This window comes from Flavobacterium aureirubrum (assembly GCF_038739835.1).
GTDB lineage: Bacteria > Bacteroidota > Bacteroidia > Flavobacteriales > Flavobacteriaceae > Flavobacterium > Flavobacterium aureirubrum.
In genome coordinates this window covers 40758-64406 of the sequence record NZ_JBCGDO010000008.1, presented here as the reverse complement: position 1 = coordinate 64406, position 23649 = coordinate 40758, and the positions used below count along the sequence as shown (strand labels likewise).

Annotated in this window: 25 protein-coding genes; 7 read left to right on the top strand and 18 right to left on the bottom strand. The window is 33.5% G+C overall.

The features are described from left to right. Window positions 1-62 precede the first annotated feature (62 nt). Window positions 63-1007, top strand: coding sequence for a DUF3078 domain-containing protein (locus tag WFZ85_RS07945; RefSeq protein WP_342695752.1), 945 nt, complete (start codon window positions 63-65; stop codon window positions 1005-1007). Here the strand turns inward: WFZ85_RS07945 and WFZ85_RS07940 are convergent. The 12 genes from WFZ85_RS07940 to WFZ85_RS07885 all read right to left on the bottom strand — a co-directional run bounded on the left by WFZ85_RS07940 (window position 1004) and on the right by WFZ85_RS07885 (window position 13420). Next, entirely contained in the window at window positions 1004-2338 is a 1335-nt protein-coding gene (locus WFZ85_RS07940; protein ID WP_342695751.1) for a deoxyguanosinetriphosphate triphosphohydrolase, read from the bottom strand. The genes WFZ85_RS07945 and WFZ85_RS07940 overlap by 4 nt on opposite strands. A gap of 79 nt (window positions 2339-2417) precedes the next feature. After that, window positions 2418-2912: an RDD family protein gene (locus WFZ85_RS07935; RefSeq protein ID WP_342695750.1), complete on the bottom strand. Its 495-nt coding sequence runs from the start codon at window positions 2910-2912 to the stop codon at window positions 2418-2420. Window positions 2913-2916: 4 nt separating this feature from the next. After that, entirely contained in the window at window positions 2917-3138 is a 222-nt protein-coding gene (locus WFZ85_RS07930) for a hypothetical protein (protein WP_342695749.1), read from the bottom strand. Window positions 3139-3226: 88 nt separating this feature from the next. Continuing rightward, entirely contained in the window at window positions 3227-5662 is a 2436-nt protein-coding gene (locus WFZ85_RS07925; protein WP_342695748.1) for a ribonucleoside-diphosphate reductase subunit alpha, read from the bottom strand. A gap of 165 nt (window positions 5663-5827) precedes the next feature. Further along, window positions 5828-6805, bottom strand: a complete 978-nt coding sequence (locus WFZ85_RS07920; RefSeq protein WP_342695747.1) for a ribonucleotide-diphosphate reductase subunit beta — start codon at window positions 6803-6805, stop codon at window positions 5828-5830. A gap of 345 nt (window positions 6806-7150) precedes the next feature. Next, complete coding sequence (locus WFZ85_RS07915) at window positions 7151-7429, bottom strand: hypothetical protein (protein WP_342695746.1); 279 nt, start codon at window positions 7427-7429, stop codon at window positions 7151-7153. Window positions 7430-7462: 33 nt separating this feature from the next. Continuing rightward, window positions 7463-7627: a hypothetical protein gene (locus WFZ85_RS07910; RefSeq protein ID WP_342695745.1), complete on the bottom strand. Its 165-nt coding sequence runs from the start codon at window positions 7625-7627 to the stop codon at window positions 7463-7465. Between the two features lie 69 nt (window positions 7628-7696). Further along, on the bottom strand, window positions 7697-11095 hold the full coding sequence (locus tag WFZ85_RS07905; RefSeq protein WP_342695744.1) for a hypothetical protein: 3399 nt from the start codon (window positions 11093-11095) through the stop codon (window positions 7697-7699). A gap of 39 nt (window positions 11096-11134) precedes the next feature. Then, the gene (locus WFZ85_RS07900; protein WP_342695743.1) at window positions 11135-11422 is read right to left on the bottom strand and encodes a type II toxin-antitoxin system RelE/ParE family toxin; all 288 of its coding nucleotides are present in this window, start codon (window positions 11420-11422) and stop codon (window positions 11135-11137) included. Continuing rightward, on the bottom strand, window positions 11419-11628 hold the full coding sequence (locus WFZ85_RS07895; protein ID WP_342695742.1) for an addiction module protein: 210 nt from the start codon (window positions 11626-11628) through the stop codon (window positions 11419-11421). Before WFZ85_RS07895 ends, WFZ85_RS07900 begins: the two co-directional genes overlap by 4 nt. A gap of 27 nt (window positions 11629-11655) precedes the next feature. Continuing rightward, window positions 11656-12909 (bottom strand): aspartate kinase, encoded by a 1254-nt coding sequence (locus tag WFZ85_RS07890; protein WP_342695741.1) that lies wholly within the window; start codon window positions 12907-12909, stop codon window positions 11656-11658. A gap of 34 nt (window positions 12910-12943) precedes the next feature. After that, window positions 12944-13420 carry a GNAT family N-acetyltransferase gene (locus tag WFZ85_RS07885; protein WP_342695740.1) on the bottom strand — a complete coding sequence of 159 codons (477 nt, stop codon included), beginning with the start codon at window positions 13418-13420 and terminating at the stop codon, window positions 12944-12946. Window positions 13421-13527: 107 nt separating this feature from the next. Here WFZ85_RS07885 and fbp point away from each other — a divergent pair, with 107 nt between their 5' ends. Further along, window positions 13528-14535 carry a class 1 fructose-bisphosphatase gene (gene fbp / locus WFZ85_RS07880; RefSeq protein ID WP_342695739.1) on the top strand — a complete coding sequence of 336 codons (1008 nt, stop codon included), beginning with the start codon at window positions 13528-13530 and terminating at the stop codon, window positions 14533-14535. A 29-nt stretch (window positions 14536-14564) separates the two neighbouring features. Here fbp and WFZ85_RS07875 read toward each other — a convergent pair whose 3' ends face one another. Further along, complete coding sequence (locus WFZ85_RS07875; RefSeq protein ID WP_342695738.1) at window positions 14565-14996, bottom strand: TerB family tellurite resistance protein; 432 nt, start codon at window positions 14994-14996, stop codon at window positions 14565-14567. 151 nt (window positions 14997-15147) lie between these two features. Here WFZ85_RS07875 and WFZ85_RS07870 point away from each other — a divergent pair, with 151 nt between their 5' ends. From WFZ85_RS07870 to WFZ85_RS07855, 4 genes are all read left to right on the top strand, one after another. Beyond that, complete coding sequence (locus WFZ85_RS07870) at window positions 15148-15741, top strand: HupE/UreJ family protein (protein WP_342695737.1); 594 nt, start codon at window positions 15148-15150, stop codon at window positions 15739-15741. Further along, window positions 15722-15853, top strand: coding sequence for a hypothetical protein (locus tag WFZ85_RS07865; RefSeq protein WP_342695736.1), 132 nt, complete (start codon window positions 15722-15724; stop codon window positions 15851-15853). Before WFZ85_RS07870 ends, WFZ85_RS07865 begins: the two co-directional genes overlap by 20 nt. Next, window positions 15853-16281 (top strand): deoxycytidylate deaminase, encoded by a 429-nt coding sequence (locus WFZ85_RS07860; RefSeq protein ID WP_342695735.1) that lies wholly within the window; start codon window positions 15853-15855, stop codon window positions 16279-16281. Before WFZ85_RS07865 ends, WFZ85_RS07860 begins: the two co-directional genes overlap by 1 nt. 93 nt (window positions 16282-16374) lie before the next feature. Then, window positions 16375-17943, top strand: coding sequence for a S41 family peptidase (locus tag WFZ85_RS07855; protein WP_342695734.1), 1569 nt, complete (start codon window positions 16375-16377; stop codon window positions 17941-17943). A 3-nt stretch (window positions 17944-17946) separates the two neighbouring features. Here WFZ85_RS07855 and WFZ85_RS07850 read toward each other — a convergent pair whose 3' ends face one another. Both WFZ85_RS07850 and WFZ85_RS07845 read right to left on the bottom strand, forming a co-directional pair. Then, complete coding sequence (locus tag WFZ85_RS07850; protein ID WP_342695733.1) at window positions 17947-18555, bottom strand: FAD-dependent oxidoreductase; 609 nt, start codon at window positions 18553-18555, stop codon at window positions 17947-17949. Between the two features lie 4 nt (window positions 18556-18559). Continuing rightward, window positions 18560-18757 (bottom strand): hypothetical protein, encoded by a 198-nt coding sequence (locus WFZ85_RS07845; RefSeq protein WP_342695732.1) that lies wholly within the window; start codon window positions 18755-18757, stop codon window positions 18560-18562. A 141-nt stretch (window positions 18758-18898) separates the two neighbouring features. On the opposite strand from WFZ85_RS07845, the gene WFZ85_RS07840 reads away from it, so the two are divergent. Beyond that, window positions 18899-19480: a DUF3109 family protein gene (locus tag WFZ85_RS07840; RefSeq protein WP_342695731.1), complete on the top strand. Its 582-nt coding sequence runs from the start codon at window positions 18899-18901 to the stop codon at window positions 19478-19480. Window positions 19481-19510: 30 nt separating this feature from the next. Here the strand turns inward: WFZ85_RS07840 and WFZ85_RS07835 are convergent, their stop codons facing one another. From WFZ85_RS07835 to WFZ85_RS07825, 3 genes are all read right to left on the bottom strand, one after another. Further along, complete coding sequence (locus WFZ85_RS07835) at window positions 19511-19858, bottom strand: toxin-antitoxin system YwqK family antitoxin (protein WP_342695730.1); 348 nt, start codon at window positions 19856-19858, stop codon at window positions 19511-19513. 163 nt (window positions 19859-20021) lie between these two features. Then, complete coding sequence (locus tag WFZ85_RS07830) at window positions 20022-21014, bottom strand: TlpA family protein disulfide reductase (protein WP_342695729.1); 993 nt, start codon at window positions 21012-21014, stop codon at window positions 20022-20024. A 342-nt stretch (window positions 21015-21356) separates the two neighbouring features. Continuing rightward, window positions 21357-23648 (bottom strand): T9SS sorting signal type C domain-containing protein, encoded by a 2292-nt coding sequence (locus WFZ85_RS07825; protein ID WP_342695728.1) that lies wholly within the window; start codon window positions 23646-23648, stop codon window positions 21357-21359. Between the last annotated feature and the right edge of the window lies 1 nt (window position 23649).

Genomic DNA, 23649 nt, shown 5'->3' with positions numbered 1-23649 from the left:
TTTCACTATTTTATTTTTGTTTTAAAAAACCGATTTTTGTCGCGCATAATCGAGGTTTATTCATGAAATACTTAAATTTTAGTTTGTTTTTTATCTTTTTTACAACAACTTGCTTTTCGCAAGACATTGTAAAAACAAGTGCTCCAGACACCATTTCGAATTGGGAAAAAAAGAATATGTTAGGGTTAGATATCAGTCAGATTGCATTTGTAAACTGGAATGCTGGTGGTATAAATTCGATCTCAGGATTGTTAAAAGGACATTTTATTAGAAATTATCGAAAAAATAATTTAAAGTGGAGTAATGAAATGATTTTTCGATATGGTATTAACAAGCAGGAAGGTGTTGAATTACGAAAAACAGATGACGTATTTTCTCTTAACTCTACAGTAGGCTATAAAAAGAGTGAAAATTCAAACTGGTACACTACTGGACGATTTAGTTTTAATACTCAGTTTACTAATGGATATGCTTATCCGAACACTGATAATCCCATTTCGAGATTGTTTGCTCCAGCATATGTTTTTCTGGGAATTGGCTCAGAATATGCCAATAAAGAAAAAAAACTGAATGTATATATTTCGCCCTTAACCATGAAAACCACGTTTGTTTTAGATCGCAATTTGGCCAATCAAGGTGCTTTTGGAGTTCAAAAAGCCGTTGTTGATACCGCAGGAAATATAATCCAAGATGGCGAATTTTATCGGTTAGAACTTGGCTTTCTTTTGACTTCTAGTTATAAAAAAGAGATTTACAAAAACATTTTTTGGGATAATCGAATTAGTTTGTATTCCGATTATATCAATCGGTTTGGGAACATTGATGTCGATTGGCAAATGCAACTTGATTTAGTGGTCAACAAATATGTGAGAGCAAATATTGGCGCTCATTTTATCTATGACGATGATATAAAAGCAAAAGAAGAGGTGAACGGTGAGCAGATTACTGTTGGTCCAAAATTACAATTTAAACAATTGCTTGGTGTTGGAGTTGTTTACAGCTTTTAAGCCGAAACTATTTTAAATAATTCTACTGCTTTTCCATCCGTTAGCATAGAAATATAATGACAAATATGGAGCAATCGCTCGTATAGATTTTCTTTTTTGAGATGGTGTTTTTCAGGAAGGATTTTTAGCAAGAGTTTATCATAATTGGTTGCTTTTCCTTCATGATTATTATTAAATGCGGTAATGAATTTATCGAGCAAAGTATTGATAATTTGATACCCCGAAAGTTCTTTTTCAATGACTTCTCGACTTTGGTAGATATTCTTTACACTCAATTTAATGATGTCATCCATTTGCGCTTTGTATTTGCTTTTATCGGTTAAAGCAAAATGGAATCTTCCTTGCAAAATAGCTTCTTCATTTTCAATAAAAACACGAACAGCGTCATTGATTAAATTTCCAATTGCCAAGGCGCGCAAATAACTTATTCGGTCTTCTTTGGTAGTTAAAGTTTGGTATTTTGCAGCATCAATCGTGTCTTTTACCAACTTGATTAGATATTCCAAAGCATAATCTTCTGAAACCAAACCTAGATTTATTCCGTCTTCAAAATCGATAATTGTATAACAAATATCATCGGCAGCTTCCACTAAAAAGGCTAATGGATGACGCTCGTAACCAATGTCTTCTCCCGATTTGTTGGGAATCATACCTAATTCGGTGGCTACTTCTTTAAAAAAATCGGTATCTGATTGGAAGAAACCATATTTTTTATCCGAAATGTTTTTGGTGGGTTTTTTAGGTAAACTTTCCTTTGGATATTTAGTAAACGCACCGAGTGTTGCATAGGATAATCGCAAACTTCCTTCTATCCCTGGACGTGAACTTGTTAAAACCGAAAAACCATTCGCATTTCCTTCAAAATCGATTAAATCCTGCCATTGTTTTGGCGTCAACTGCTCTTTGAATTGTTGCCCTTTTCCAATAGAAAAATATTCTCCAATGGCTTTTTCACCTGAATGTCCAAAAGGCGGATTCCCAATATCGTGTGCCAAAGCTGCTGCGGCAACTATAGCACCAAAATCATTGGCCTGAAATCCGTGAACATCCTTAAGATATGGGTATTTTTCAATGATTTTTTTTCCTACTAATCTTCCGATGGAACGACCAACGACCGAGACTTCCAAACTATGCGTTAATCGAGTATGGACAAAATCGGTTTTTGATAATGGAATAACCTGTGTTTTATCTTGTAAACTTCTGAAAGCTGACGAAAAGATGATGCGGTCATAATCAACTTCAAAACCTAATCGCGTGTCGTCTTGCTCTATACGTAAACGTTTACTTGTGTCGCCTTGCCTTTTTAAAGATAAAAGTTGTTCCCAGGTCATTTTGATATTAGATTTTAGATATTAGATTTTCAAATGTTCAGCTAATGGATGTTAAGATGTTTGGATATCTGATTTAATATTAGACTGCATTATCTTTATAAAACAAACGTTTTTTTTCTTCTAATTGATTTTTATTGACTACATACGTTTTTGAAATGGTGTCGTGCCAACCTCTTCCGGAAATTCCTAGAAAAGACAAGGCATTGAAAGGTATCAACCTGCATAATGAACGAATTAATATAGTTTCATGATTAGGCTTTTCGCCGTTCTCATCGACTACGATGGTTTGGGTCAAATATTTGCCTACTGTTCTTGCTGTAACTATTTCGAAAAAATTATAATAAACCAAAGAAATGACAGTTGTAATCGTGTACTGTAAAATGGTATTTTTCTCCAAATTAGAAATAAATGTCACGTCACCATTAGCTTGAGCATTGGCTACCATAAACATCAGGACTACAAAAAACAACAAAAGTTGCATCACCGTGTCGATTATTAAATTAATAAATCGTTGACTGAGCGATGCAAAAATATCCGATGAAACTTGAAATTTTTTGCTGGTTTTACTTTGCATAGTATTATTCCTTTTGATTGGCTAAAAAGAAATTTCTCGATTTTTTCGGATACTGATTATAACTTTTATCACTTGGATTAGCAATCACCGATTTGATGTTGATTTCATCACCGAGTTTAAAATTTTTCTCCACATGTTGATAGTCGAGTAAATATTCGCCACAAAAATAGTTGCCGTTTTCGTCTTTTTCTATAATTCCGGTGTAAACTCCTTTTTCTTTTGACATGGTAATTTTTTATTGTTTCAAAAGTAGTTAAAATGAAAACAGCTATCAAATTGACAGCTGTTTTTATATTCAAATCTAATATCAAATATTAACTTCCACACATTTCACAATCATCACCAACATTTCCAGCGGCGTTTCTGGCGCGTTCTACCATTGCGGCAAAATCTTCGGCAGTCATTTCGCCATTTTCAGTTGGCGCCACTACTTCTACTGCTACTGCAGCTGGTTTTTCAATAATAGTAGGTTCTGCTTTTTTATCGTTGTTCAATGTAAATTTGATAGCGTCAACCGCAGCTTTGGTTCTCAAGTAATACATTCCTGTTTTCAAGCCGCTTTTCCATGCGTAGAAATGCATTGAAGTCAACTTAGCATAATTTGCATCTTGCATAAATAAGTTCAACGACTGCGATTGGTCAATAAAATAACCTCTATGACGACTCATGTCAATGATATCTTTCATCGACATTTCCCAAACCGTTTTGTATAATTCCTTCAAATCGGCTGGAATTCTTTCAATATTTTGTACTGAACCGTTGTGTCGCATTATTTCTTGTTTCAAGGTTTCGTTCCAAAGTCCTCTTTCTACCAAGTCATTTAGCAAGTGCTTGTTCACTACTATAAATTCTCCTGACAACACTCGACGGGTGTAAATATTTGAAGTATAAGGTTCGAAGGCTTCATTATTTCCTAAAATCTGTGAGGTAGAAGCTGTTGGCATTGGCGCAACCAAAAGGGAGTTTCTTACACCGTTTTCTAACACTTCTTTTCTCAAATTTGCCCAATCCCATCTTCCTGAAAGTTCTTCATCTTTTATATTCCATAAATTGTGTTGGAACAATCCTTCCGAAATTGGCGAACCTTTAAAACTGGAATATGGTCCTTCTTCTTTTGCCATTTCCATCGAAGCAGTAACCGCAGCAAAATAAAGCGTTTCGAATATTTCTTGATTTAATTTTTTGGCTTCATCGCTTGTAAATGGTAGTCGCAATAAGATAAACGCATCGGCCAAGCCTTGAACACCTAATCCAACTGGACGGTGACGCATATTGGAATTTTCGGCCTCTTTAACTGGATAGTAATTTCTATCAATTACTTTATTTAAGTTTCTAGTAACGCGTTTGGTCACATTGAATAATAGTTCGTGGTTAAACTGGCCATTTTCAACAAACATTGGTAATGAAATTGAGGCTAAATTACACACTGCAATTTCATCTTCTGATGTATACTCCATGATTTCGGTACACAAGTTGGATGAGCGAATAGTTCCCAAATTCTTTTGGTTTGACTTTCTGTTTGCTGCATCTTTATACAACATATATGGTGTTCCAGTCTCTATTTGCGACTCTAGGATTTTTTCCCAAAGTTCACGAGCTTTGATAGTTTTTCTTCCTTTTCCTTGCGCTTCATATGAAGTATATAACGCTTCAAATTCATCCCCATAAACATCATATAAACCCGGACATTCGTTAGGACACATCAAAGTCCAAGTGCTATCTTCTTCCACGCGTTTCATGAACAAATCAGAAGTCCACATGGCAAAAAACAAGTCACGTGCACGCATTTCCTCTTTTCCTGTATTCTTTTTTAAATCTAAAAAGTCAAAAATATCAGCATGCCAAGTTTCAAGATAAATAGCAAAACTACCTTTGCGTTTTCCGCCACCTTGATCTACATAACGTGCTGTATCATTGAACACACGCAACATGGGAACAATTCCGTTTGAAGTTCCGTTTGTTCCACGGATGTATGAACCAGTTGCACGAACATTATGGATAGATAATCCAATTCCACCTGCAGATTGAGATATTTTAGCGGTTGATTTCAACGTGTCGTAAATTCCATCAATACTATCGTCTTTCATTGATAATAGGAAACAAGATGACATTTGCGGTTTTGGTGTTCCAGCGTTAAATAACGTTGGCGTAGCATGTGTAAAGAATTTTTTGGACATCAAGTCGTACGTTTCTATCACAGAGTCCAAATCGTTCAGGTGAATTCCTACTGCAACACGCATCAACATATGTTGTGGACGTTCTACAATCTTTCCGTTTATTTTTAATAAATATGAACGTTCTAGGGTTTTAAAACCAAAATAATCATAATTAAAATCACGGTTATAAATGATGTGTGAATTTAAAAACTCCGCATTTTCTTTAATCACATTATATACTTCTTCTGAAAGTAGTGGTGCTTTTTGATTCGTTCTCGGATTTACATAGTGATACATTTCACTCATGGTTTCAGAGAACGATTTATTGGTATTTTTGTGTAAATTAGAAATGGCAATTCTGGCAGCTAATTGTGCATAATCGGGATGAGCAATGGTCATAGAAGCGGCAGTTTCTGCTGCAAGATTGTCTAATTCTGAAGTTGTAACTCCATCATACAAACCCTCGATTACGCGCATGGCTACTTTTACAGCATCTACTAAATCATTTAAACCATAACATAGTTTTTTAATTCTATCCGTGATTTTGTCAAACATTACTGGCTCTTTGTGGCCGTCTCTCTTTACTACGTACATATTTTCTTTTTTTGTGAAATAGAAAATCCCTTCTCTATTTCGGGTTATTTGTGTTTAATGCTGTCCCGAAACTTCGGGATCGTTTCAGCATCTATTTTTGTTAAGAGCTATTTCGTTGTGAAACAACTTTCATTTGATTTTGAAAAAATCTGAAACAAGTTTACATTAAAAATCGGCGTCGAACGTAATTTTGCTTGCTTCAGCATCGGTATTCATTACTCCTGCTTTTTGGTATTCGGCTACTCTTTTTTCGAAGAAGTTGGTTTTACCTTGCAACGAAATCATATCCATAAAATCAAAAGGATTATTGGAATTGTATACTCGATCACAACCCAATTCTACCAGTAATCTGTCGGCAACAAATTCGAGGTATTGTGTCATCAGAGTAGCATTCATTCCTATCAAACTTACAGGAAGCGACTCGGTAATAAATTCTCTTTCAATATTTAAAGCATCAGTAATAATTTCTGTTATTCTTGCTTTTGATACTTTATTTACAAGATGATGGTTGTGTAAATGAACGGCGAAATCGCAGTGAACACCTTCATCACGAGAAATCAACTCGTTAGAAAAAGTCAATCCTGGCATTAAACCACGCTTTTTCAACCAATAAATCGAACAAAATGCTCCTGAAAAGAATATTCCTTCTACAGCTGCAAATGCAATTAATCTTTCGGCAAACGAGTCAGACGATATCCATTTTAAAGCCCAGTCGGCTTTTTTCTTAACCGCCGGAAATACATCAATAGCATGGAAAAGTTGATTTTTTTCCGCTTCGTCTTTCACGTAAGTGTCAATCAATAGCGAATAGGTTTCACTATGAATGTTTTCCATCATGATTTGAAAACCGTAAAAGAATTTTGCTTCAGGATATTGCACTTCGTTTACAAAGTTTTCGGCTAAATTTTCGTTCACAATTCCATCCGAAGCGGCAAAGAATGCTAAAATGTGTTTAATAAAATATTTCTCATCATGGTTTAACTTATTATTCCAATCTGAAAGATCTTGGTGCAAATCAATTTCTTCGGCAGTCCAAAAACTTGCCTCCATCTTTTTGTACCATTCCCAAATGTCTTGGTGTTTAATTGGGAAAATCACAAAGCGGTCTTTGTTTTCTCTTAAAATAGGTTCAATCGTAGCCATTTTTGTTTTTTTTATTTATTTGGGTTTGAATTTTTGTCAATCTGTATGTTACAAAGATTACTAAAAGAAACGTTAAAAGAAAGTCAAACTTATTCACAATCAGGTCTAGTTTTTAACAAATAGGTTGTTTCAATGTAGATTTTTGATTTTTTATAAAAAACTGTTTATCAGTATATTATAAAATAATTAATTTACAAAAACCGCTTAAACAAAGGGCTTTAAGAATTTTCTTTCGACAAAAATTTAGCAAAAATCGGCAGTCAGGAATGTAATTTTTTGAACATAAAAAAAACGATTTTTAGTTCCTAAAAATCGTTTCGCGTAAAATCTAATTATTTGGATTATTTAGTCAGAAATATAGGTTTTATTTCCGTTAGAGTTGATGTAATATTCTCCACCTCGTGGTCCAGTGTAAACTACTTTCCCTTTGTACATTCCGGTTGCTTTATCTTTCTTTTTTGGCGCTTTTTCGTTAGACGGCTTTTCCTTTTTAATTTTTGCTGCGGCTTTATTAGCATTTGCTTTGGCCTTACCTTCGGCTGATTTCATTTGTCCTGTTACAGAGGCATCATTTTTTTTAGTTGAAGCATTGTAGCGTTTATCTGGCGTTCCATCTTTTTTCAAAGGAACATTCTCTTTTTTGGTAGCTTTATACCTTTAGTCTGGAGTTCCATCTTTTTTCAAGGGCGTTTTTGATACTGCCTCTTTTTTTGCTTTTACTGATTTTTCAGTCGCTTTTACTTTCTTTTCTGCTTTTGTTTCCTGAGCATAGGTATTAAAAACAAATGCTAGAAGGAATGACAATAAAAATAGTTTTTTCATATTTTCCTGTTTTAAATGTTTGTAATTATAAATATACATAAAATTCTATTTAGCATTGTAAATTTTTGATTAAAAGAATGCTCTTAATTGGACATTTCCTGTATGAATTGCCTGGCTCGTCTCTGATTTTCGTCCTTGATAATTAATATTTATATCTAAAAACTGTGTCAAATTTTTCTGTAAAAGCAATCGCCATGTCATATTTCGTCCTGATTGTAACCCTTCAAGCATTTGGAAAGCAACTGGAGAAAGCGCATCACCTTGAAACTTATTTTGAATAAAGGAAAACTCACCGTTTATAGTGATTTTATTTGCATTAGCATAAGAAAATGAAGTGCCAAAGCGGTTTTGCGAGAGGTTTTCGTCATTTCCTAATTGATTTTCTTTGTTTTGGAATTCATAAAAAATGTCCCAACTCGCATTTTTATTAAACAAATAAGAAATTTTTGGGTTGAACTGATAACCTAAAAGTATAAAGTTTCGTGCGGCAAAATTCTCGGAAACAAAACCTGTTTCGATTGTTTTTGAAGCCAATGAAAAAAGCCATGTTTTTTGGAGTAAATGTATGTACTGCAACTGATGAGACTTGTTTATACTTTCTTGTGAACCCACCGAAAGTAAATTCTTCAATCGATTTTGAATAAAAGTATAGGTTACCGAGTGCTTTTGTTTTCCGCGATTGTAAAACAAACTATTTCGAAAACTAGAATTTAATCCTAACAAATTATCCTCAGCTATTGAAAAAGGATTGAAATTAAAATTATTTCCATTTTGAGTGGTTTTTTGTTCAATCAAGTAGGAAGTTTGATTATAAAAATAAGATAAAACTTTTTTAAACCCAATACTGTTTTGCCATTTGGTTGGGTTCAATGTTAGCGATTGCGAAAATTTGTTTTGGTGTGTTTTAACAAAAACCTGATTGGGTAAAAAGACTCTGACGTACTTTGCTTGATCTGGGAATGGTGCCACTTCAAACTCTTCTAATTCCTGAATTCCATTGTTGTTATAATCATTCCAGGTAAATATTCCTTGTCCTGGCTCTACTTCAAGATAAGTAAATTCTTGTTGGGCAACGCTTCCAGAAGTATTTTCATAAGCAGTTGTAACTTGGATGAATTGATTAAAAAATTGATCATTGTAAAGTAATCTCGAATTGAGTGATGGTTCGTCTTGACGCGAATTGTCTTCGTATTTTAAGTTTCTATAATTCACAAATAAGCTTAAATCACTTTTTTTGGTTTGAATTAATTTTGATTTTAAATAATACGATTGGGATGTATTCACTTTTTGCAATAATCCGTTTTGCAAACTATCATTTACTCGATGTAAAAATCCTAGTTCCACAAAAACTTTTGTGCTATCGCCACGACCAATAAATGCTCCATATTCTGTAAATTTTTGACTTAAAGCCGAAAGTTGGCTCGTTGCTGCTAATTTTTCTTTGTTGTTTTCAAGGCGTAAACTACTACCAATCCAGTTTTTCTTAAAGTGATACCGTGCCTGACTTTCATTTCTTAAAAATTGAGTTTCCGAAAAACTTCCATTACTGTTTAAAACACTTGCGTTTTGAGAAATATTCCAATTTTTTAGTGCAAAAAATCCATTAACTACATGACGATTTCCTGAAAAACTTTTGGAGAAATCGAGCTTTTCAAATTGATATCTCATCTTCCCCTTTTTTGGCAAAGAAAAGTCTAATCCAGTGACCAATAAACTCTGATTGCCTTCAAAAGTGGTTAAATTCCAATCGCGATTAAATTCAATATTAAACAACCGTTCGATAGTTCTAAAGTCTTGTTGGACAAATTGGTAACTTCCAAATGCATCAAGTAACCATTTTTTTGAATTCAATCTTTGTTTAAAATTTAATTTTCCAGCCACACCTCTATTATCGTTATCATCAATGGTTGAAAACAAATTCAAATCATTATTGCTAACACCAAGTTCAAAGTCGATGATTGTTTTTTCATTTGGATTGTACTTTCCTAAAACAGTAGCAATTTGAATTTTTGTTGGCGCAATCAATCGTGTAATGGGTTCGAAATTTCCTTGTAACACGCCATTGATTGGTGCAACATATTGGTATATTTTTCCTATTGCCGCTGAACTTGATAAAATGTAGTTGCCCAAATTATTTCCCACTAGAGAAAATGTGACATTGAATAAAACATCATCCGGATTATTGGAATATTCAAAAACTTCAACACCGTTTATCACCACTTTTTTATACAAAATCTTGTTAGCTGAAAACGTATCTGGAAAAGCCGATGGCGAAGTCATTAAACTCGTATTATCGCCAGCATTTTGGAGAATATCAACTTGTTCTGTGGATAAATTTTGTTGGATGGGTTGATTTTTGACATCATTTTCTGAATATAAATAACCGCCTAAACTCCATGTTTTTTCTTGATGATTTGCGCCAGCATAGGTTACAAAACGAGTATAATTTCTATCAGTATATTGGTATTCAATTACAATTCTCATTTCTGAATTAATTGGAAAAAGTGAGGTAAACGTTATTTCGCCCGCATTATAATCGATAATATAATCGTTGTTGTCGCCACGCTTTTTTAAAATTCCGTTTACAAACACTCTTTCTGAACCCGAAATAACAAGAACAAATAATTCGCCGTTATTTCCGCGTAATTTATATGGTCCTTGATTTCCTTCTTGTCCTGTAAACGAGCTTCTGGCATATTGCCCTCGAACCAAAGCCGCTGCTGCAAAAATATCGGTCTTACTTTCTTCTTTGCCAAATGAAAAACGAGTGGAAAGTCCTTGTACTTTTTTATTAAAATTTAAAAATCGCGATTGTCTATTTTCTAGAAATAAATCGCCAGCGCGAATGTTCCATTTATCAGAAAATAACTCTATGAAAATTTCATCAAACTCATCTAGTCTTTGAGAATAGCCACCATCTTGTAGTGGAATATTACTGTCTTGAATGGATGCTCTTAGTGAAACCTTATCGGATATTTTTCCTGTTATTTGTAAATCAAGATTGGAACTAACTGTTGCGTTTTGATTATTTCCTATCGTAACACCACGAGAAATACTTCCAGAGGTATTCAATCCTTCAAATGGTACAAACTTTTTTGTCGACCTATTAATCTGATACAGATTTCCAACTTCGTTAGAAATCACTTTATCTTGATCATAAATACTGTAGGTTTTGGTAAGATTTTCGGGAAACTTAAAGTATCGAATTATTATAGTATCTGTTGCCGTAAGACCATTTTTAAAAAGTAGTTTTCCAGTTTTAAAATCTATTTTGTAATAACTACTATCGATGACTGTTCCGTCTTTATTTTGAATTTTAAAAAAGCTCGAACTAATGCTAACTTTTTCAATACTTATGGTATCAGAAGTAAAAGCTACTTTTTTTATTTGGTATAACGATTTGATTTCCTGAGCCGAAAGCTTAGCAAAAGAAGTAAAAAGCCACAATAAAAGCAGTTTTTTTAACATACATGGTATAAACGTGAAATTTCTAGAAATGGTATGAAATCAAAGTCGTTTTGTCCAGCTTTTTGGTGAACGAGAAGTGTGAAAAACACCTAAAATAGTTATCTCTTCGGATGAATTTATATAATGTATCCCAAACGGAAACCTGTTGATGAATCTTATTTTGACTTTCTTATACCTTTTTTGAAACAATTCAGGATTTTTAGCTATTTCAGATACACCAACCTCAAGACACAACTCAAAATCATACGAAAGTCCGACCCTTTGCTCTTCATACCAAACTACAATTTCTTCGATGTCAAGGAGTGCTTCTTTGGTAAATTGAATCATTTCCTAACTTTATTGATGCGGTCTTGAACTTCTTTCCAACTATAAAGTTCCGTTTTTCCTTCTTCCAACAACTGCAATCTGTGATCCAATATTTTTTCAACATCAGATGAAATTTCTATTTCCTTTTTTGAAATACTGTCCCAAAGTTGTTCTGCCAAAATAATTTTTTCGGCAGTTGTAAATCTCGAAAAATCCTTTGCTTCCATTTCCTTTTTTTTATAAAAGTAACAAATTTATTCCTTGGTAACCACTTGCATCGTCTCTCGGGAAATTTGTTTTAACAAAACGGTTTTATCTTTTTCTACAATTTCGGCCGACTCTTTATTAAAATGCCTGATGGTATATAAAGAAACATTCTCGTTGTAAGCCACTTTAAATTTTTTGGACAAAATAGTTTTCAACTCGTTAAAGTTGCCAAATTTATCTTCAATACAAACCGAAAAACTGATGGCTGAGTTTTGTATCAAACTTACTTTAATTTTATGCTGATGAAAGAGTGCAAAAATCTCGCTAATATTTTCCTCCATTATAAAAGAGAAATCAATCGACGATAACGAAAGTAATAACTGCTCTCTTTTGATAATAAAACAAGGAGTTTGCGGGTCTAAATCTTTTCCTTTTGAAACGCTTGTTCCTGGCAACAATGGATTGATAAACGATTTGACAAAGAGTGGAATTTCTTTCTTTTGAAGCGGTTGCAAAGTTTTTGGGTGAATAACTGTCGCACCATAAAATGCTAATTCTATAGCTTCGCGATAGGATATCTGATTTAACAAAATGGCATTTTCAAAATATCTTGGGTCGGCATTCATGACTCCTGGAACGTCTTTCCAAATGGTGACACTTTCGGCATTCAAACAGTATGCAAAAATGGCAGCAGTATAATCAGAACCTTCACGACCAAGAGTTGTAGTAAAATTATTGTCATCTGAACCAAGAAATCCTTGTGTAATATTCAAGGCCTTCTTTTTTACACCTTTTGAAATAAACTGCTGGGTTCTTTCCCAGTCTACGCTAGCATCACGATAATTGTTATCGGTTTTGATGAAATTTCTAACATCAATCCAATTGTTTTTGAAACCTGCATGATTAAAATAATGACTAACAATGGTTGTAGAAATAATTTCCCCAAAACTCACGACTTGATCATACACAAAATTATAATTTGGTGATTTATTACTTCTCAAAAAATATTCTAAATCGGCAAAATGTCCGTTTACTGCATAATATACATCATGTTCTTCATCATCAAAAAGATCAAGCAAAATTTGATAATGGTACTTTTTTACGTCTTGTAAAGAGGAATGCAACTCGGGCGATTTATCGAAGTAATTTTTAATGACCAGTTCAAGCGCATTTGTAGTTTTTCCCATGGCAGAAATAACCAAAAGCGTGTCTTCGTGACCTACTTTTTGCAATACGCTAAATACATTTTTAATTCCATCGGCATCTTTCACTGATGCGCCACCAAATTTGAATATTCTCATTATTGTAATAGTATTAAGATAACAGTATTAAGTATTAAGTATTAAGATTTAAAAATTCATTAATTCCGTTTTCATCCATATGTGCCACTCGCCAATCGTCCAAGATTTTTGCACCACTTTTTTTGTAAAAATCTATGGCTGGTGTGTTCCAATCGAGAACATTCCATTCAATTCGGCGAACATTATCTATTTTCCCTTGTTGAATAATTTTTGAATACAGTGCAAATCCCAATCCAGAACCACGCATTTTCTCGGTCACGATTAAATCTTCAAGATGAATAGTTTTTCCTTTCCAAGTAGAATAGCGATAATAATACAACGCCATTCCCACGATATTTCCATCAACCTCGGCAACAAAAGTCTGAAAAAGAGGGTTTTCACCAAAACCGTCGCGTTCTAAATCGGTCACTTTAACCACAACAGCACTAGGTTCTCTTTCGAAGATTGCTAACTCTTTTATGAGTTCAAGAACAGCCTTCATGTCATTCTTGGCTCCTTTTCGGATGATCATTTTGGATAAATTTTACACAAAAATACAATTAATAATTTCTTATCGAAATACATTTTTTCTTTCACAATTTTATCGATATTTGCAGCAACAACTACAACGATTTCGTAATGGAAGAACGCAACAAAACCTTAGGTGAATTTATCATCGAAAAACAATCTGAATTCCAATATTCTTCGGGAGAATTATCTAGAATTATAAACTCCATCCGACTCGCCGCAAAAGTGGTGAATTACAAAGTGAATAAAGCCGGTTTAGTTGATATTGTTGGTGCAGCCGGAGAACAAAATATTCAAGGAGAAGACCAACAAAAATTAGATGTTTATGCTAATGAAGTTTTTATTCAAACTTTAATTAATAGGGAAATTGTTTGTGGAATTGCATCAGAAGAAAACGATGATTTCATTACGGTAGCTGGTTCAGATAAAAGTCATAGTAGCAAATATGTCGTTTTGATGGATCCGCTTGATGGTTCATCTAACATTGATGTAAATGTTTCTGTAGGAACAATTTTTTCGGTTTTTAGAAGAAAAACACCTGTTGGAACACCTGTAACTTTAGAAGATTTTCTGCAACCAGGAACGCAACAAGTAGCTGCGGGTTATGTTATTTATGGCACTTCTACTATGTTAGTATATACAACTGGTCATGGTGTAAACGGTTTTACACTAAATCCTGCTATCGGAACATTTTATTTATCACATCCAAATATGCAATTTTCAAAAGACGGCAATATTTATTCTATCAACGAAGGAAATTATGTTCATTTCCCACAAGGTGTAAAAGATTATTTAAAATATTGTCAATTAGAAGAAGGTGATAGACCTTACACTTCAAGATATATTGGAAGTTTGGTTTCCGATATTCATAGAAACATGATTAAAGGTGGCATTTATATTTACCCTACAAGTTCTAAATCGCCTAATGGAAAGTTGCGTTTGCTCTATGAATGTAACCCAATGGCTTTCATAGCGGAACAAGCTGGTGGAAAAGCAACAAACGGTTTTGGAAGAATTATGGAAATTCAACCAACAGAATTGCATCAACGTGTTCCTTTTTTCTGTGGAAGCTATAATATGGTAGTAAAAGCAGAAGAATTCATGGCAAAATATCAATAACAAAAAATCCCGATTACTCGGGATTTTAATTACTTATTCATGTTTTTCATTTCAAAAATAAAAGTATCTAAATCTACTTTTTTGTCGACTAAAATCAATGCTTTATTCACAATGTAATCAACATTACTGGTAGTGAAACCAAGAGAAACAGCAAATTTTCTCAAAAGTCGCTCTTGTTTGTCACCCAAATGATCATCATGATGCACTAGTTTTGTGATATTGTACAGACTTTCTAACCTTTCGATATAAAGATAAGGCGGATTGAGCTCGTATTTTGCAGGATTTTCTACAATTTCATCGTATTCTTGTTTCGAAATATCTAGTTTTAAAGCAAGCTTGTCCAAAAACTTCTTTTCATCTTCATCAAAAAAACCATCTACAAACAACATCCGCACTACGGCTGCAAAACGGCCTTTCATTCTGTTTTTAAATTCACTATCAAATAATTCTGCTATTGACATAATCTTATTGGTTTTATTACTACAAAGGTAGGCAATTTCATTTTTTTAGAAAGCGAAAAGTAAAAATGTTTTACATCGATTTTTAGGATTATTTATGACTGACAATAAAAATAAATTGTAAGTTTACGTTTTAAAAAACTACCAAATCACCATGTCAGATTTTTGGATATACTTCAATATCGGATTAAAACATGTACTCAGTATTTTTGCATACGATCATATTTTATTTCTGCTTGCGCTAACTGTTCCTTATGATTTTAAAGCATGGAAGAAGATACTAATTTTAGTTTCATTTTTCACATTAGGACACACACTCGCACTATTTTTATCTGTTTTTAGAATTGTGGTAATTGAACCCGATTTTGTAGAACTGCTTATCCCTATAACCATTCTTATTGCGGCATTGTACAACATGATTAGTGCTGGAAAAACCAGTAAAAAAGACAACATCACAGTGATTGGAATGATTACTCTATTCTTCGGTATAATTCATGGCTTAGGATTTTCAAACTATTTTAATAGTATTTTATCTGGCAAACCTACCGACAAACTTTTACCTCTTCTAGAATTTGGTTTAGGAATAGAAATAGCCCAAATAACAGTTGTAATCCTTGCGTTACTTATTGCCTATATTGTCCAAAATTTATTCAAGTTTAATAAGAGAGATTGGATTTTAATTGTTTCTGCTTTCACCATTGGGGTAATAATTCCTATCATTATTCAAAATGAAATTTGGTATAAATAATTATTTTGGAGCAAATGGTTTAGGTATATTTGCTATCCCTTTTCCTGCTGTTCGTCACGCACGGCGTTTCCTTCCATCAGGGCTAATGGATAAACTATTTGAATTTTTATAATGACTGATAGCAAACAAAAAAAATACGATACTGCCTATTTAAGAATTGCTGCCGAATGGAGTAAACTATCTTATTGCAAACGCAAGCAAGTTGGCGCCATAATTGTTCGCGATCGCATGATTATTTCCGATGGATACAATGGAACACCATCTGGTTTTGAAAACTGCTGCGAAGATGAAGAAGGTTTAACACAATGGTACGTACTACATGCCGAAGCCAATGCTATTTCAAAAGTAGCACGATCCACGCAAAGCTGTGAAAATGCCACTTTATATATTACACTTTCACCCTGCAAAGAATGTAGTAAACTCATTCATCAATCAGGCATAAAACGCGTAGTGTTTCAGCATGGTTACCGCGACACTTCTGGATTGGATTTTTTAGAAAAAGCTGGTGTAGAAGTACATCAAATTGCAGATTTAGGATAAAAAATCACTACTTAAAAAAAATTAGCATAAACAAACGCTAAATAAATAGCAAGGTAACAACACACGTGATTTCTTAGTAGTAAATTTACATTAATGACAACTAAAAAAATATATCTCCCCATTTTATTAACCTCTTGTATTGCATTAGGAATAATCATCGGTGGTATGTTGAATTTTCCTCAGAGGAAAATTTCAAAAGAAAATGCACATAAAATAAAACTAGAGCGTCTCATCGATTTTATAAATAATGAATATGTAGACGATATCAACTCCGACTCCATCGTAGATTTGACTGTGAACAGTATATTGGCAAATCTTGATCCACATTCTGTTTATATTCCACCTACTGAACAAATAGCTGAAAAAGAAATCATGAAAGGGGATTTTGTAGGTGTTGGAGTTAATTTTTTCATGTATAAGGATACAGTTACCGTTGTAAAACCGTTAGAAAATGGTCCTGCTGAGAAAGCGGGAATAAAGGCTGGCGACAGGATTTTATATGCAGATAAATCAAAACTTTTTGGGCGAAAATTACCTACAGATAGTTTGTATCGTAAACTTAAAGGAGAAGAAGGTTCAAGTGTTTTGCTCACTATTTACAGGAAAAGTGCTAACAAAAAAATGAAAGTTGCAGTCGTTCGCGATGTAGTTCCTATAAAAAGTGTTGATGTTTATTTGATGTTGAACAAAACTTTAGGCTACATAAAAATTAATCGTTTTGCCGAAAATACTTATGATGAATTTTTTAAGGGATTACAAGCATTAAAAAAACAAGGCATGACCACTTTAGTTATTGATTTGCGCGAAAATGGCGGCGGATATCTGGAAAAAGCGGTCGAAGTAGCCGACGAATTATTAAAAAACAAAGACCTCATCGTTTTTACAAAAAACAGGAAAGGAACTATAAGAAAAACATTTGCTACCGAAAAAGGAATTTTTGAAACGGGCAGAGTTTATGTACTCATTGACGAAAATTCAGCATCGGCGAGCGAAATTTTAGCTGGTGCTATTCAGGATAATGATAGAGGAACAATTGTTGGACGACGCTCATTTGGCAAAGGATTAGTGCAACGTGAAATCGATTTTGATGATGGATCAGCAGTTCGATTAACAACTTCCAGATATTATACTCCAAGTGGTCGATCTATCCAAAAACCATACATAAAAGGGGAAGGAGAAAAATATAGTCATGAATTTGAAACTCGATTTGAAAGTGGTGAATTATATACAAAAGACAAAATAAAAGTGGCCGATTCTTTAAAATTCAAGACAAAAAAAGGTCGGATAGTTTATGGTGGCGGTGGAATTGTTCCTGATGTTTTTGTTCCTTTAGAAGTAAAAAAAGGCGAGGAAAGCTTGGCTTATATTCTTAATTCTGGTTTAGTAAGCCACTTTATTTTTGAAGAGCTAGATAAAAATCGCAATCTGTTTAAAGGAATAACTTTTCAAGCTTTTTTAGACAAAATAGCTACTGATGACAAAATAGTTTCCAAGTTTGAAGCTTACTTGAAGGACTCAGGTTTGGAAATAAAATTAAGCAATAATACAAATTTGGTCAAAAAATACCTCTCGGCAGAATATGCTCGTCAACTTTTTGGCGAAAATCAATATTTTGAAATTCTACTGAAAGATGATGCCATGTTGAATGCAATTCGAAAGTAGCTATTACTTTCTTACACTATCGTGAACCTGCATATGAACGCCGTTATTCCATAATGTTAGAATATCAGTCGCTACTGCAGCACCACTACCTGCAGCAATTGAGAGTTGACTTCTCCATCCTGCTAGCGTTCCGATTACATAAATGCCATCAGTAACTTTATGGTCAATGTTTTTTAATTGAATTCTATTTTTTTCTGGGATTACTTTTTGATGTGGTATTACAAACTCTTCTAATCCTTCAATCGCAAAAGGATTTCCAGCACCAATACCGATGACAACTAACTTAGTTTGATAAGAATTTTTATTGGTAATAACGGTGAAGTTCTCTATTTGACCTTCGATTTTTATTACTTTCTCCCCGAAAATTTGGTCGATATGTGGGTACAATTCCCTTAAATGGTCAACAGTTTCGACTAATAAGTCCGCGCCCAATTTCCCCGCAGGAATTCCATAGGCATTATTAAATAAGGCATCATGAAGAGAAGATGCTTTTTGATGTGCAATTATTCCAATTTTCTTTTCGGCAACAAAACTCTTACTTTTCGCTGAACCCAAAATCATGGCGCATGACATTCCAGAAACACCACCACCAATAATCAAAACATCAAACATGGAACTAGTTTTTTAAATTCTGCTCAATTTTTTTTGACATTCTAAATATTAAAAGAACCAAAACAGCGCAGATTGCAGCTACAATACCGATTAAAGCAACCATGCTGTTTCCTTCTAGTGGCTTATTGAAATCGATAGTAAAAACATTAACTATTATTAAAGCAATAGCAACGAAAATAAGGATGTTAGTAAAAATTTTCATAAATTAAAAAATAGTAAAACAAAAGTAATGAATTACAACATATGCTGATTAATCTTTAACATTAGCAGTAAATAATTTAACAGCAGTTGAAGCAAATTTTGTTTTAAGATTTTACCTTTGCATTATCATAAATGTTATCAAATGTTTCAATTAGGAAAAACCATAGTATCTGAGGACATATTAGAAAAAGATTTTGTTTGCAATCTATCGGCTTGTAAAGGCGCGTGCTGTATAGATGGAGATGCTGGTGCACCTTTGAGCAACGAAGAAACAAAAATCCTAGAGGAAATCTATCCTAAAGTGAAGCCCTTTTTAAGAAAAGAAGGAATTGCTGCTATTGAAAAATTGGGAACTTGGGTTGTTGGCACTGATCAAGAATTTGAAACACCTTTAATAGATAATAAAGATTGTGCTTATGTTATTTTTGATGGCAAAACAGCACTTTGTGGAATTGAACAAGCCTATAATCAAGGGATTGTTAACTGGAAAAAACCTATTTCATGTCATCTATATCCCATTCGTGTAAAAGATTTTTCTGAGTTTGCTGCTGTGAATTATGACCGTTGGGACATTTGTGACCCTGCGTGTTCTTTGGGTAAAGAACTAGAAGTTCCGGTGTATAAATTTGTAAAAGAAGCTTTGATACGAAAATTTGGAGATGATTGGTACGCTGAGTTGGAAAAAGTAGCAGACGAAATAAAAAAAGGAACCCAACCAAGTTGAATTCCTTTTTCTAAAAATTAATCTAAAATTCTAGTTTCTATTTACAATGGCATCTTGCTTCCAAGATTTAACGTTAGCTATTCTACTTTCTGTATAATCTACTTCGTTCAGCGATTTGTCACTCCAAAAAAACCATTTTCCCGTTTTTTGACCATTTGAATACTCCGCAATTGATGATTTATTTCCGTTTACATCGTATGATACCCATTGACCATCGAGTTTTCCATCTTTAAAATATCCTTGTTGTTGTATTTTACCGTTCTCGTAATAGTAAGTTGCTTTTACTAACTTTCCTTCTTGTTCTAAAACAGGTTTTGCAGTTTGGGCAAATGCAACTCCTGAAATCAAAAACAATCCTAAAAATAACATCTTTTTCATAATCGTAGGTTTTATTTGTTTATAATTACCTAACAAATATATAAATTATTTTACGTTAAAAAAACTTTTACTTAACAATTTGGTAACATTAGATAAAATTTAACATTCCAAAACAAAAAAACCACGTTTTCACATGGTTTAAGCCAATATGGTATTAAAAAAATTATTTCAACAAGCTGTCTAATTGCTCACTTAATTTTGGGTTAGATGGACGTTTAGCATCTGCATCTACCACTATTCCGTTTGGATCAATTAAAATAAATCTGGGAATAGAATTGATGCCAAAAGCAGTTATAAAATCGGATTGCCAATTTTTATCAGCGAATAATTGTATACCTCCTAATCCTTTCTCGGTAACGAATGTTCTCCATTTTTCATAATCTTTTTGGACATCAACAGAGATACTTACAAATTCGATATTTTTCCCATGATATTTTTCTTCAGCAGCTTTTAAAAATGGAATTTCTGCTCTGCATGGACCGCACCATGTTGCCCAAACATCAATGTAAACATACTTTCCTTTCATGCTTTCTAGCGAAGTTTTTCCGCCTTTGTGATTTTCATAATCAAAATTTGGCGCAACAGATTTATTTAGTTTTTTACTGGCTGACATTTGCTTATAATATTGTTTCAATCCCATAAAATTCATCTCAACACCTTTCTTATGCTCTTGAACAAAAAGCGGATCTAAACCTGCTTTATCCAGTCTAGCAAAATCGGCTTTCTTTTTTTCTTCAACGCCCTTTTGAAATCCTTCTTCATCGGAATCGAGTAGGTTTTGATACCCAAATTGCTGCTCCAAAATGGTTTCTTGAGCTAAGTAATTATTTTCATTTGCACCCTTACCGGCAAATTTTATGGTTTTGTCAAATGCTTTAGCATCCAAAGTCACTTGTAAATCAAAACCGTTTTTAAGGAACAACAAGGCATACTCGGTCCCATCAAACATTTGATACATGCCTTCTTTAACTGAAAAAGTCGACTTGAAAACACCTTTAGAATCGGCTTTAATCTCTTTAATTGTTGTGTTTCCTTGCTTAATGTAAATAACATCCCCATTTTTATTGTCAATTTTAGCTTGAAAAGCCATATTGTCTTGAGCAGAAACAGAAGACGAAAATATAACCAGAAGTAATAAAGCAATCCGATTTTTCATTGTAATGTTTTTAAAATTAATACTCAAATATACCTTTTTTAATACACAAGCCAAAGAATGGTTAGTTAAAGTTGATGCAATGTTTACCTTAGTTTATTGATTTTCTTTTTTACTTTGGCACCTATCTCTTCCCATTTTATACTTTCTGAAATGAATTTAATATCAAAAATAATTATTGAATATATAAGACTATTCTTGTTCTCATTTATTCTTTAATTGTTTTTTATCTGTTAATCTTTCTATATATGTATTTTATTCTTTCGCTCGAGCACTAAAAAATCTATCGTACAAAAAAACTCCTCAAAATTGAGGAGTTTCTATTTTTTTAACTATGGTAATGTGTTAAAAAATCACCTTTTTAGATATTAAATTGCCGTTTTGATCTTTAATTTTAACAATCAATACTTGATTGTTTTTTGTTAAGGTATCAATTCTAAATTCATTTGAATTTACAGCATCTTGATTGAATAATTTTCTTCCTTGTATATCATAAACATTTATTGATTTTATATCAATATTGACACTATTGATGATAATAGAATTATTTGAAACAAATACGGCAACTGCATTAGCATTCAGCGGTTCATCAATACCTAAACTTTCAGTTGAAAAACGCAAAACAAAACGATTATTAAAAATTCCTGCTCCAGTAGAGAATGTATAATCTGATTCATTTAAATTGTGTATTGTTGAGGTAAAAGTATCTTCTAAGTAAACTAATTGGCCTTCTTCAAACAAGCCATCCATTTCATCTAATGAAATAGTATATGCTCCTGCTGCTACAACTTTAAGTCCAAGGGGAATAGTATCTTCTGTTGAAAATGGTAATGATTTTGCCTGAATTGAATATTCTTCGTTATTTAGTAATGACGTTAAAGCCACTTGTGAATCGTTAAAATACTTTCCATCAAAACGATCTATAGTGTTTGATGCTCCTTCCGCATATCCTAGCAACATTCTACTAAATACGCCATTTTCATTTGTTAAATTTAACCACAAACGATGTTTTTCAACTTGACTAACAGCAGAAGAATTTCTAAAAAACTGATTTTCAAACATATCGGGAACTTTCATATCACTATTAAATACTAATTGAGTAGTTAATGCTTTTACCAAAAATCCTTGTCCTACTTGAATAAAGCCATTTGGATCTTCACTTGTTGCTGAACCAGTACCTCCAATTCCAGTATAAGTAGCATAAAAAGTCCCTAAATCTCCTGCACCTGAAGTATCGTTTCGTCTTCTCCAAAAATAAAGCGTTCCATCAATATTACTAGCGTTTTCCACAAATAGTGCATCAGCACTAATAACCGTTGGATAAGGGTTTCCTACTAAATTATATCCTTGACCACTAGTATCTAAACTAACATTGATTACACCATTTCTGGGAACACCTACAAAGGTACCTTGCCAAGCTTGCGCTACATTTGGTGATACATTTGCCACGTGATTATTTGGAGCTCGTATAAAGTATCCGTTTCCTGGCTCAAATGTACTTGTTAAAGGGTCAATTGATGAAAAATGATTATCAACAGTATTGTATTCATAAAAGCGAGTATCAAGAGTTGATGGAGAAAACTGTTTTAATGTTTGAGCTCCTGTAACTGGTGAAGACCACATGGTGTAATCTAAACGAAAAATTTCAGAACTATTACGTAACACCGTAATTTCTCCAACATTAGCAGGAGCGGAGTCACTAAGTTGGTACAAATTTGCATTGTTTTGAACAACAAATGAAGCTGCACTACTATTGTTAATTATATTTTCATACACAATAAGATTAAATCCTGAAGCTATAGTGTAAGTATGCCCTTGATTTAGCGTTAAACTTTTAACTTCAAACATATCTCCGTTATTAACATCAGAAACATAATCATCATCTAAAATCACATCATGATCAAAAGCTGGTAAAACGCCATTCAGCCAAGCTCCGTTTGACCAAATGGCTACTAAATTAGGTACGCCAAGAGTAGTTACCGTAATCACATTTGAATTGCTAGTAGTTACTGGAGTGCCACCACTAAGGCCTTCTGCGCGAACTCTGTAATAATAAACCGTGGAAGGATTTAAACCTGATACAAGTTTACTAGTAAAACTACTGGCAACAAATAAATTATTATAACCCGCTAACAGGACTGAAAAGTCACTAAACTCACTTACGTCCAAGCGATATCCTGTGGCTCCAGAAACACCAATCCATCGAGCAGTAAAAAATGTATCCGAAATTCCAGAAGCTGAAGCAGCGACTGGCGGTAATACTGGGTTTGTTGAAAAAGTAACTGCAGCCGTCCAACTGCTAAAAAGCGGTGCTGAGGTACATTTGTAGCGCATGTAAACAGAATAAGTAGTAATTGATGATAATCCAGAGAGCAGAGACGAAAATACGCCATCACCCACTGAACCACTTACTACCAAACCCGAAACCCCACTACCTGGTAAACCTGATGTTCTAACTTCATATAAATAAGCTTCGCCTGGAGCAGAACTTGATGCTGTCCAGTTTAATACCGCGGAGATAGAGGTAATATTATTTACCACTACTCCTGTTGGAGGGTTACATTGAGCAAAACTAAAAACTGTAACGAATAAGTTCGTTAGCAATATAACCGTTTTGATTGTAAATTGATATTTCATA

Bases quoted from the DNA above. Each gene is read 5' to 3' on its own strand.
- WFZ85_RS07945 (WP_342695752.1), top strand. From the start codon at position 63: ATGAAATACTTAAATTTTAGTTTGTTTTTTATCTTTTTTACAACAACT.
- WFZ85_RS07940 (WP_342695751.1), bottom strand. From the start codon at position 2,338: ATGACCTGGGAACAACTTTTATCTTTAAAAAGGCAAGGCGACACAAGT.
- WFZ85_RS07935 (WP_342695750.1), bottom strand. From the start codon at position 2,912: ATGCAAAGTAAAACCAGCAAAAAATTTCAAGTTTCATCGGATATTTTT.
- WFZ85_RS07930 (WP_342695749.1), bottom strand. From the start codon at position 3,138: ATGTCAAAAGAAAAAGGAGTTTACACCGGAATTATAGAAAAAGACGAA.
- WFZ85_RS07925 (WP_342695748.1), bottom strand. From the start codon at position 5,662: ATGTACGTAGTAAAGAGAGACGGCCACAAAGAGCCAGTAATGTTTGAC.
- WFZ85_RS07920 (WP_342695747.1), bottom strand. From the start codon at position 6,805: ATGGCTACGATTGAACCTATTTTAAGAGAAAACAAAGACCGCTTTGTG.
- WFZ85_RS07910 (WP_342695745.1), bottom strand. From the start codon at position 7,627: ATGAAAAAACTATTTTTATTGTCATTCCTTCTAGCATTTGTTTTTAAT.
- WFZ85_RS07905 (WP_342695744.1), bottom strand. From the start codon at position 11,095: ATGTTAAAAAAACTGCTTTTATTGTGGCTTTTTACTTCTTTTGCTAAG.
- WFZ85_RS07900 (WP_342695743.1), bottom strand. From the start codon at position 11,422: ATGATTCAATTTACCAAAGAAGCACTCCTTGACATCGAAGAAATTGTA.
- WFZ85_RS07895 (WP_342695742.1), bottom strand. From the start codon at position 11,628: ATGGAAGCAAAGGATTTTTCGAGATTTACAACTGCCGAAAAAATTATT.
- WFZ85_RS07890 (WP_342695741.1), bottom strand. From the start codon at position 12,909: ATGAGAATATTCAAATTTGGTGGCGCATCAGTGAAAGATGCCGATGGA.
- WFZ85_RS07885 (WP_342695740.1), bottom strand. From the start codon at position 13,420: ATGATCATCCGAAAAGGAGCCAAGAATGACATGAAGGCTGTTCTTGAA.
- fbp (WP_342695739.1), top strand. From the start codon at position 13,528: ATGGAAGAACGCAACAAAACCTTAGGTGAATTTATCATCGAAAAACAA.
- WFZ85_RS07875 (WP_342695738.1), bottom strand. From the start codon at position 14,996: ATGTCAATAGCAGAATTATTTGATAGTGAATTTAAAAACAGAATGAAA.
- WFZ85_RS07870 (WP_342695737.1), top strand. From the start codon at position 15,148: ATGTCAGATTTTTGGATATACTTCAATATCGGATTAAAACATGTACTC.
- WFZ85_RS07865 (WP_342695736.1), top strand. From the start codon at position 15,722: ATGAAATTTGGTATAAATAATTATTTTGGAGCAAATGGTTTAGGTATA.
- WFZ85_RS07860 (WP_342695735.1), top strand. From the start codon at position 15,853: ATGACTGATAGCAAACAAAAAAAATACGATACTGCCTATTTAAGAATT.
- WFZ85_RS07855 (WP_342695734.1), top strand. From the start codon at position 16,375: ATGACAACTAAAAAAATATATCTCCCCATTTTATTAACCTCTTGTATT.
- WFZ85_RS07850 (WP_342695733.1), bottom strand. From the start codon at position 18,555: ATGTTTGATGTTTTGATTATTGGTGGTGGTGTTTCTGGAATGTCATGC.
- WFZ85_RS07845 (WP_342695732.1), bottom strand. From the start codon at position 18,757: ATGAAAATTTTTACTAACATCCTTATTTTCGTTGCTATTGCTTTAATA.
- WFZ85_RS07840 (WP_342695731.1), top strand. From the start codon at position 18,899: ATGTTTCAATTAGGAAAAACCATAGTATCTGAGGACATATTAGAAAAA.
- WFZ85_RS07835 (WP_342695730.1), bottom strand. From the start codon at position 19,858: ATGAAAAAGATGTTATTTTTAGGATTGTTTTTGATTTCAGGAGTTGCA.
- WFZ85_RS07830 (WP_342695729.1), bottom strand. From the start codon at position 21,014: ATGAAAAATCGGATTGCTTTATTACTTCTGGTTATATTTTCGTCTTCT.
- WFZ85_RS07825 (WP_342695728.1), bottom strand. From the start codon at position 23,648: ATGAAATATCAATTTACAATCAAAACGGTTATATTGCTAACGAACTTA.